Origin of the sequence: Xanthomonas sp. SHU 308, assembly GCF_000364645.1 — a bacterium.
GTDB lineage: Bacteria > Pseudomonadota > Gammaproteobacteria > Xanthomonadales > Xanthomonadaceae > Xanthomonas_A > Xanthomonas_A sontii.
On sequence record NZ_AQOK01000337.1, the window covers coordinates 56148 to 65939 of the forward strand.

At 65.5% G+C, this 9792-nt stretch carries 8 protein-coding genes and 1 pseudogene; 1 reads left to right on the forward strand and 8 read right to left on the reverse strand.

What is annotated here, in order from left to right:
- Window positions 1-7: 7 nt before the first annotated feature.
- Genes D588_RS0111875 through D588_RS0111890 form a run of 4 tightly spaced genes read right to left on the reverse strand, consistent with a single transcriptional unit; the run spans window position 8 to window position 2614 of the window.
- Entirely contained in the window at window positions 8-496 is a 489-nt protein-coding gene (locus tag D588_RS0111875) for a PilX N-terminal domain-containing pilus assembly protein (protein WP_232764285.1), read from the reverse strand.
- 41 nt (window positions 497-537) lie between these two features.
- A complete protein-coding gene (locus D588_RS0111880) occupies window positions 538-1548 on the reverse strand; it encodes a prepilin-type N-terminal cleavage/methylation domain-containing protein (RefSeq protein WP_043084567.1) in 1011 nt (336 codons plus the stop codon).
- Entirely contained in the window at window positions 1545-2015 is a 471-nt protein-coding gene (pilV, locus tag D588_RS0111885; RefSeq protein WP_051067868.1) for a type IV pilus modification protein PilV, read from the reverse strand. The genes D588_RS0111880 and pilV overlap by 4 nt, the downstream gene beginning before the upstream one ends.
- 5 nt (window positions 2016-2020) lie before the next feature.
- Window positions 2021-2614, reverse strand: a complete 594-nt coding sequence (locus tag D588_RS0111890) for a GspH/FimT family pseudopilin (RefSeq protein ID WP_051067867.1) — start codon at window positions 2612-2614, stop codon at window positions 2021-2023.
- A gap of 202 nt (window positions 2615-2816) precedes the next feature.
- On the opposite strand from D588_RS0111890, the gene D588_RS0111895 reads away from it, so the two are divergent.
- Entirely contained in the window at window positions 2817-3812 is a 996-nt protein-coding gene (locus D588_RS0111895; protein ID WP_017916136.1) for a histidine kinase, read from the forward strand.
- A gap of 42 nt (window positions 3813-3854) precedes the next feature.
- On the opposite strand, the gene ppnN is transcribed toward D588_RS0111895, so the two are convergent.
- The 4 genes and pseudogenes from ppnN to D588_RS0111915 all read right to left on the reverse strand — a co-directional run.
- Complete coding sequence (gene ppnN / locus D588_RS0111900) at window positions 3855-5243, reverse strand: nucleotide 5'-monophosphate nucleosidase PpnN (RefSeq protein WP_017907239.1); 1389 nt, start codon at window positions 5241-5243, stop codon at window positions 3855-3857.
- A 113-nt stretch (window positions 5244-5356) separates the two neighbouring features.
- Window positions 5357-8578: a TonB-dependent receptor gene (locus D588_RS0111905; protein WP_017916137.1), complete on the reverse strand. Its 3222-nt coding sequence runs from the start codon at window positions 8576-8578 to the stop codon at window positions 5357-5359.
- Between the two features lie 407 nt (window positions 8579-8985).
- The gene (locus D588_RS0111910) at window positions 8986-9585 is read right to left on the reverse strand and encodes a MarC family protein (RefSeq protein WP_017907241.1); all 600 of its coding nucleotides are present in this window, start codon (window positions 9583-9585) and stop codon (window positions 8986-8988) included.
- A pseudogene (locus D588_RS0111915) lies at window positions 9582-9792 on the reverse strand (short-chain dehydrogenase); the annotation flags it as partial. The gene D588_RS0111910 and the pseudogene D588_RS0111915, both read right to left, overlap by 4 nt.

The window sequence follows — 9792 nt, forward strand, 5'->3', positions numbered from 1 at the left end:
CTCCGTCTTACGGCGCGATATAACTGGACTGAAGAATGACGCTGGCGCGGCCAGGCGCCTGGCTGCGCGCCACTACCCGATACATGGGTCGCACGCAGATCTGCTGGCCTGTGTACTTCTCGTCGCTGTTGCACTCGAACCAGGCTTCGGACGAACCCATGTATTCGATGTAGAAACTCGTGGCGGACGCCGACGCACTGCGGCTGGCGGTGCTGGCGTTGATCCAACCGTTGAAGCCGGGGTCGCGCCAGCGCTCGGTCTGGGTGGCCAGCGGACGCCCACAAACGCCAGCGCTGCATCCGCTGCCGGTGGGCACGACGGTTTGCGCGGCAGCCAGCGCCTCGCCCTCGCGCAACGCCGACTCGGCAGCTTGGAAGTTGACGCTGCGATCAAGCAGATTACCACTCATCCGCTCCTGCATCAGCGTCCCGCGCACGACCGCCAGGCCCAGCAGGGTCATCACCAGCAGCAGCAGCAGCACGACGATCAAGGACACGCCGGCCTGGCGCGCGACCCGGATTGGGGAGGGCGTTGTACTCATTCGTTGCGATTCCGCAAAGTGATGACATTGCTGATCGTGCGCGTCACCGGCTGCCCGTTCGTTCCAATCGCATCCTGGGTCTGGAAGGTCAAGGACAGATTGATGGCGCTCACCTGGCTCCAACGCGCCCCCACTGTCGCAGCACTGACGTAGCCGCCATTGCTGGGAATCAGATAGGTGATGGTCATGTTCTGAACGTTCTCGGCCACTTCCTGATCGACGATCGACGGAGTTCCGGTGGTGTTGGTCAACACGCCCTGATAAAGCGAGCGCCCGCCGCGCGGGTTGGTGCCGATGAACCAGCGCGATGCATTGAGCCGACTGAGCAGGGTGTTCGGCCCATAGGTGAAAACGGAACCGTTAATGCCAAGGTTGGCACTAGAATTTCCCGGCGACCCGGATGCAGCATGGCCGATGGTAGTACCTCCCTGGCCGCTGCTCATCTGGAACAGCGCGCCCATTCGCAACACCCCGGTACCTTGGGCATTCGGGCCGCACGCGATCAGAAAGTCGCCATTCCTGAAACCATGGGTACTCGCATTGACTGTGAACCGCGCGGATGCCGGGTTATGCGCGGTGACGACCGCGGTCGCGTCGCCGGAAGACAACAGCATCAGGCCATCGGTATTGGCCACACGATTTGACACGACATCGGGAAAGCTACCGCTTGCCGACACGCCGACCATCCGGTTGCCCGACCAGTTCGTCCACCAGCGCGATGCAGGATTGTTGATGACGTTCGACATCCCCATGTTGTCGCTGCTGTTGCACTGATTGCCACCGGCCTCGCGAATGTCGCGGGTCATCAGCTCGAACGCGGTGCGCACATTCTCCTGTATGCGCCCGAGATTCTCCGTGGCCGTGTAGGTCCGCCGGTTGGTGAGGAAGATGCCGATGGCCGCACCCACGACGAGCAAGCCCAGCACCAGCGAGATCATCAATTCGATCAGGCTCAGGCCCGCGCTGCGGCGCCGGCCCGGCACGCTCCCCCGGCGCATGCGACTCATAGCCGGGTCACCGTCTGGAACTGCTGCGTCTGCGCCGCCGTCGCATCGGCGGCTGCGTGACTGCCCCTGCTGTCGTCCCACTGCACCGTCACCCGGCATGCCGTGGCGTTGCAATTGATCGCGCCGCATGCCGAGGCGCCCATGATCGCCTGCAGCGAATTGATGAAATTGCGCTGGTCGGCCACCACCTGTGAGGCCCCGTTCGGCGCGCTACAGGTCATGCTCATGTTGTAGTTGCCGTTGCGGGCCACGTCGAGATTGGCCCGCATCGCATCGAAGATGCCGGTCGTACCGACCACCACCTGGCTGCGTTCGAAAGAGCTCTGGTTGTTGCGCAGCGCGGTCGCCTGTAAGGCGGCCACGCCCAGCATGCCGATGCCCATGATCAACACAGAGATCATCACTTCGATCAGGCTGACGCCGCGTTGCGCTGCGATCGGGATCGGTCGCGGAATGGAAGTAAGCATGGCGTTCACGTCGATGGAGAATCCGAGGGCGCAGGGCATGCGATATTGCCGGGGGTAGTGAAGAAGGCCACCCGACTGCCGCCGGCGATGTACACCACGCGCAAATTTTCGCTCGGCCGCGTGGTGGCGATGCAACTGGAAAAGCCCGCATTGAGCAGCGTTCCGGTGCTGCTGCGGGCAACCCCGTCCGGACTGAAGACGATGCGGTCGCTGTTGCCGCTGACCGCCGCGCTCACGCTCATCTGTACCGGCGCCTTGACACCACTGACGCGCAGGACGGTGGCGTCGGTCACCACGATGGTGATCCATTGGTTCCATGCGCCGCCGGCGGTGCAACTGCTGCCGTTGTCGCTGCGGCACACCGCCACGTTGCGGTTGAGCCGGATCGCTTCCGAGCGCGCCAGCTGCAGCGAGGCCACCATTTCGTTGGCGGCGGAAGTCAGCCGGTTGGAATTAACCAGATAGGTATAGCTGGGGATGGCGATGCTCATCAGCACAGCCAGCACGGCGACCGTCACCATCAGCTCGACCAGACTGAATCCCCCGATCCTTCGATGCCATCCGGAGCAGCGCGGTCGCGCGGCGTGAAAACGCAGCATGTCGTATCCCCAATTTCCCAATACCAAGCTAGAACTCCGGCCGGACCGATGCCAGCGGGGGCCGATGGGCGGTTGCAGATCGTAGCCGAACGGCGCATTTGGCGACATGGGGCCGGAACCCGGGCATGATGCGCCGAGCCCCCCCCCTGCACGCCGCCACCTGCACGCCGCCATGCGCTCCGCCGCCCCCTCCCCTCCGGCCATGAGCCTGGACATCCTGTGGCAGCCCACCAGCCTGATGTGGGTGGTGCTGGCCGGCGAAGCGGTGGCAGCCGTGTTGAGCCTGGCGCCAGGACAGTCCAGCAACGGCTGGATCCATTTCGGCCTGGCCTCGCTGCTGCTGCAATGGACAGCATTGACGACACTGGCCTTGCTCTATTGGCTGCGCGGCCGCCTGCGCCGCCGCCGGTCGCATCAGGTCGCCTATCTGGCGGTGACCCTCCTGGTGATCGTCGCCGTCGCCGTGCATGCGATCGCCTGGGCGACGCTGAGGGAGTTGTCGCTACTGCAGGGAGACTGGCGTATTTTCCTGCTGAAAGTGGCGGCCATCGCCTTGACCCTAGGACTGATGGCGCTGCTGGCGTTCCAGAACCACTGGCGGGTGCAACAGTTGGCGGTGCAGGCCAAGCACGCCCAGCTCGAAGCGCTGCGCGCCCGGATCCAGCCCCATTTCCTGTTCAACACGCTGAACACCGGCGCTGCCCTGGCGCGCTCACGCCCGGAACAGGCGGAGCACCTGCTGCTGGATCTTGCCGATCTGTTCCGCGCGGCGCTGGCCGGGGCGGATCGACTGAGCCTGGAAGAAGAGTTGTCGCTGGTGCGGCGCTATCTCGGCATCGAGCAGATGCGCCTGGGCGATCGATTGCGCGTGGAATGGCAGGTTCCGGACCCGCTTCCGGTGATCGAGGTGCCCACGCTTTCCATCCAGCCGTTGCTGGAAAACGCAATCCGGCACGGCATCGAACCCAGCATCCGCGGCGGCCATGTGCGCCTGCGCATCGAACAGGACGCACACTGGATCAGGATCGAGATCGCCAACTCCCTTCCCGCCGCCGGCGCGTCGACGGTCGGCGGCGGGCATGGCATCGGCATGGCCGGAGTGCGCGCGCGCGTGGAAAGCATCGGCGGCGGTCGTCTGAGCGCCAAGCGCGAAGCCGACCGCTTCGTCAGCCTGCTGGAACTGCCCCGCCTCGCCTGATCGTGCCGAGCCGGCGCGACCAGCGCAGCAGCGGATGCACGCTCAGGCCATGACCCGGTAGCAGGGCCGATACTCGCCGGAGATCTTCATGCGGCGCTGTTCGACGAAGGCGCGCAGCAACTCGTCCAGGGCCTGCATCATGTCCGCATCGCCGTGGATCTCGAACGGGCCATGCTGCTCGATGCGGCGCATGCCGTCTTCCTTGACGTTGCCGGCGACGATGCCGGAAAAGGCGCGACGCAGGTCCGCGGCCAGCGCATGCGGCGGACGGCCATGGTGCAGATCCAGCGCGGCCATCGCCTCATGGGTCGGCTCGAACGGACGCTGATACTCCAGCGGGATGTCCACCGACCAGTTGAAGTAGAACGCGTCCTTCTGCTCCTTGCGGTGCGTGCGCACGTGCTGGATGCCGGCGGCCATCTTGCGCGCCACCGCCACCGGATCGCCGACCACGATCTCGTAGCGCGAGGTGGCCACCTCGCCCAGGGTCAGGCGCAGGAAGCGGTCGATCTGCTCGAAATACGGCGCGGCGATGGTCGGGCCGGTGAGGATCAGCGGGAACGGCAGGTCGCGGTTCTCCTCGCGCAGCAGGATGCCGAGCAGATACAGGATCTCCTCGGCGGTGCCGACACCGCCGGGGAACACGATGATGCCGTGGCCGATGCGGACGAAGGCCTCCAGGCGCTTCTCGATGTCCGGCATGATCACCAGGTGGTTGACGATCGGGTTCGGCGACTCGGCGGCGATGATGCCCGGCTCGGTCACGCCGATGTAGCGGTTGTCGTGCTTGCGCTGCTTGGCATGGGCGATGGTGGCGCCCTTCATCGGCCCCTTCATCGCGCCCGGGCCGCAACCGGTGCAGATGTCCAGCCCGCGCAGACCCAGCTCGTAGCCGACCTGCTTGGTGTACAGGTACTCGTCGCGCGAGATCGAATGGCCGCCCCAGCACACCACTAGCTTGGGATCGGTCGGCTGCAGGATGCGCGCATTGCGCAACTGGCCGAACACCGCATTGGTGATGCCTTCGCTGGACTGCAGGTCGGTGCTGGATTCGGGGCCCAGCTCGATGGCCATGTAGGCCAGGTCGCGGACCACGGCGAACAGCAGCTCGGCCACGCCATTGATGATCTCGCCGTCGACGAAGGCCATCGCCGGCGCGTTGAGCAGGTCGATGCGCACGCCACGGTCGCGCTGCACCACCTGGATGTCGAAGTCGGGATACAGATCGCGCGCCGCGCGCGGATCGTCCGAGGCGCTGCCGCTGGTCAGCACCGCCAGCGCGCAGCGCCGCAGCAGTTCGTGCAGACCGCCGCTGGAGGCATCGCGCAAGCGCGCCACTTCCACGCGCGAGAGGATGTCCAGGCCGCCGCGCGGGTAGATCCGCGCATCCACTACCGGCAGCGCGCGCGCCGCCGTATTGCTGGTCGTCATATCGAATGTCTTGTCGGTGTCGTCAGCCGGCGACTTTAACGTCAGCCCCCACAAAAAGAAAACGGCCGGGTCGCCCCGGCCGTTTCCAACGCTTCAGCTAGCATGCGCCGCGATCAGAACTGATAGCGGAAGCCCAACTGCATGGACCACTGCGACACACCGATGTTGAAGCCGTCGGCGTCGGCATTGGCGGCCGTCGGCTTGTCGGTGTACAGGGTGTTGTACACGTACTTGCCCTGGTAGATGCCCTGCAGGTTAGCGACGCGAGCATCGGCGTAGAAGCCGTAGTCTTCGATCCGGCCCCACTTCTTGTTCAACAGGTTGCCCACGTTCTGGATATCCAGCCAGATTTCGGACTTGTGGCCCTTGAAGAAGCCCGGCAGCTGCTGGGTGATGCGCACGTCGAAGGTGTTGATCCAGCCGGACCGGAAGCCGTTGGCCGGGGCGTAGCTGCCGGCGTACTTGGCCAGCTGCGGGTTCTTGGCCAGCCAGTCGAAGAACTGCTGCTGCAGCGCCGGGTTGGCGGTGAACGCACCGGTGTTGCTCAGCGTACCGAACAGCACGTCGCCCGGGCCCTTCGGCACGTAGAACAGGTCGTTGGTCGAACGACCGTCGCCGTTGGCGTCGCCGTTGAACACGTAGCTGTACGGACGGCCGCTTCGGCCTTCGTAGACCAGGCCCACGCGGGTCTCGTAGTCGCCGAAGAACATGTGCTTCCAGTCCAGCGAGCCGGAGATCCGGTCCTTGATCTCGTAGCGCGAGGTGTTCTCGGTTTCCGAGTTGGCGTTGAAGGCGTACTGGTAGCCCCAGCCCGAGCTGGCGGTGGAGCTGGTCAGCGAACCGACTTCGGTGGCGTGGGTGTAGGTGTAGCCCAGGGTCCAGGACCAGTCGCCGCCTTCGCTGAACGGCTTGGACAGCGACACGGTGAACTGCTGGGTCTTGCCCTTGTCGGTGTTGTCGATCAGGTAGACGTCGCTATACGCCGGATTGCGGTTGTAGCGATTGTTGCCGGTGGCCCACGGACGACCGGTCTGCGCCGGGTTCCAGTACAGCGCGCGGCCATCCGGACCGTAGTAGGCCGGGCTCGGATCCTGGCCAGGGCTGTTGACGCGACCGATGTTCAGGCTCTTGTAGTACAGGCCGTTGTTGACCTTGGTCACCAGCAGTTCGGCCGAGGCCACGATGCCGTACCACGGCAGTTCGTGATCCAGGGCCAGGTTGGCCTTGTACAGCGACGGCAGCTTGAAGTCGTTGCCGACGAAGCTCACGCCCTGGGTCGCCGAACCGGGACGATTCGGGACCGGCTGGGTATCCTTGTTGGCACTGAACGGCACCGTCGGATCGTACGTGGTCAGGCTATAAGCGTTGTAGTTGAAGCCAGTGTTGGAGTAGCTGTTGCCGATCCACACCTGCGGCGCATCGCCCTGGAACAGGCCCACGCCACCTCGCAGCTGGGTCGGACGGTCGGTGTCGAAGGTGTAGTTGAAGCCGACGCGCGGCTGGATCAGGAAATCGCCGTTGAAGATCTTGCTGTTGTCGTAGCCGAAGTAGGCCTGCGCCGCGGCGTTGTAGGTCGGATCCGGACTCACGCTCGCGCGATCGCCGCGCAGGCCCAGGGTCAGGGTCAGGTTGTTGTTGACGTACCAGGTGTCCTGCACGAACAGGCCGAGGTTGCTGTTCTTGTAGTCGGCCGCGATCGAACCCGGGCTACGCTCCTGGTTGAGCTGGTACGAGCTCCAGCGGCCGCTGGCGAAGTTGTCCAGGCCGAAGAAGGTGTACACGCCCCAGGTGTTGCGGCCGTACAGGTTGTAGATGTCGTTGGTGCTGTAGTCGACGCCGAACTTCAGGTTGTGGTTGTCCAGGGTCAGGGTGCCCGCACCGTAGTAGTTCCAGGTCTTGGTGGTGAGGATGTTGCCCTGCGAGTTGGTCTCGGTGCCCAGGAACAGCACGTCGCCGGTCGGGTTGGCGACAGAACCGTCGAAGTACACGGCGATGCTCGGCGCGTTGGTCGGCACCACGCGGATCGCGGAGTAGTCGCGGTAGGACACCTTGAACTCGGTGGAGAAGTTCTCGGACCAGTCGCTGAACAGCTGGCCGACGTAGCTCTCGACCGACTTCTCGTGCTGGTACCAGTACGAGCTCAGCGAGGCCTGGCTGGAGTTGCCGGCACCATTGATGCGCAGCTTGCTCTGGTCGAGCTTGCTGTAGCGGAAGCTGGCGCGGTGGTTGTCGCTGATGTTCCAGTCGAGCTTGAGCGCGTATTCCTTCAGGTCGGTGTTGCCGTCGCTGTCCAGGGTGCCAGCGTCGAAGCCGTAGTTCTTGGCGATCTGCTGGGCGCGGGTCACGTCGGCCATGCCGTACTTGGCGTTGGCCTTGCCCAGCGCGGTGCTGCCCAGGTCGAGGCCAGGCGCGTCTTGCTGGAACTTCTCGTAATTGGCGAAGAAGAACAGCTTGTCCTTGACGATCGGGCCGCCGAAGGTCGCGCCGTAGGTCTTCTCCTTGGTGAAGCCGTTGAACTTGCTGCCGTCCGGGTTGTCGCCGAACCAGTCGCCATCGCGATAGCTGCCGTACACCGAACCGTGGAACTCGTTGGTACCGGACTTGGTCACCGCGTTGACGGTGGCGCCGGCGGCGCTGGCGATGCTGACGTCGTAGTTGGACAGGTTGACGTCGATGGCTTCGATCGCTTCCATCGACACCGGCTGACGCCGGGTGGTCATGTTGTTGCCTTCCAGGCCGAAGGTGTCGCTGGCCGAGACGCCGTCGATGTTGATCGAGTTGTAGCGCGGGTTCAGGCCGCCGGCGCTGATCGTGCCCGAGGCGCGATCGACGAAGGCCACGCGCGGATCCAGGCGCATGTAGTCCTGGATGTTGCCGTTGATCGACGGCAGCGCTTCGATCTGCTCGCGGCCGACGTTGGTGCCCGACCCCATCTTGGTGGCGCTGAACACTTCCGAGCCGCTGGCGATGGCGACCGCGTTGACCGTCTCCAGCGTGGTCGGCGCAGCCATGTCGCCGGTCAGGTCGGCGTTGATGGTGGCGTTCTGGTTGACGCTCAGGTACACGCCGTCTTCGGTCTTGGTGCCGTCACCCGACTTGGTGATGGTGATGCTGTACGGACCGCCGACGCGCAGGCCGCGCGCGTTGTAGCGACCGGCGGCATCGGTGGTGGCGCGGCTGACCGTGCCCGACTCGACGTGGGTGATGGTCACCTCGGCGCCGGCGACCGGCTGGCCGCCGTGGGTCACCACACCGCCGACACCGGCGGAGGTGCTCTGGGCGAACACCGGCGCCGCGGCCAGCGCCGCAACGAGGCCCAGAGTGAGCTTGGACATCCGCAGACGGGGTTGAATCATTGCAATAGCCTCGATGGAGTTTGACGAAATGCGCATGGCAGGCCGTGCGGGATACGGACGCACGGCCGCGGAATGAGGGGGCTGGTCACCCTTGCCGATTCCCCGCAAGGGTTAACATGAGTTTAACACCATAGGGCCAATTTGTTGCCAAACCGTGACAGCGCGGCACAAGCGGACATCAGAAGACGTCGATCCCAGTCCTGGCGGGCATCGGCGACAACGCCGGGACAGGCACGGAAGGCCGCCCGGGACCGCCGCCGGCCACGTCACCCCCCTCCCCGTGCCGCCTGAAGGGGCCGTAGCAAGCGGCCTGGCGTGCTCGAAGCGAGGCCCGCCCGGGGCCAGCGCCGTCCCCACGGCGCCCCCGACTCGGCCGCGATGCAACCTCAGCCGGCGACCGGCAGCTTCAGATAGGCGCTGAGCCCGTCCAGGAACATCTGCACCGAGATCGCCACCAGCAGCATGCCCATCAGCCGCTCGACCGCGGTCAGCACGCGCATGCCGAGCAGCTTGTACAGCAGCGTGCCGGAGAACAGCAGGGCCGAGGTCGCCAGCCAGGCCAGGATCAGCGCCAGGCTCCACTCGCCCAGCCGGGTCGGCTCGTTGCTGCCCATCAGCATCACCGCGGCCATGCCGGAAGGGCCGGCGACCAGCGGGATGGCCAGCGGCACGATGAAGGGCTCGCCGTCGGGAATTTCGCCCATCAGCCCTTCCGGGCGCGGGAAGATCATGCGGATGCCGATCAGGAACAGCACGATGCCACCGGCGATCGCCACCGACTCCTGACGCAGGTGCATCACTTCCAGGGCGTACTTGCCGCCCCACAGGAAGCCCATCAGCACGCCCAGCGCGATCAGCAGTTCGCGCGCCAACACGACGCGCTGGCGCCGCGCCGGCAGCGGCTTGAGCACGCTGAGGAACACCGGGATGTTGCCCAGCGGGTCGAGGATCAGGAACAGCAGCAGCGCTGCCGACAGGATGGTCATGCCAGGGGATTCCAGATTGCGCCGCGGTGCGCGGCGCCGGCGGGCGACAGCAGGTCGACGCAGGCGCCGGCGTAGCGCGCCGGATCGACCGCGTCGCGGTCTTCTTGATGGGTGTAGGCGCGGGCGCGCAAGGCGGTGCGCATCGGCCCCGGCTGCAGGCCGGACACGCGCACGCGCGAGGCGGCCAGCTCGCCGTGCAGGCTCCCC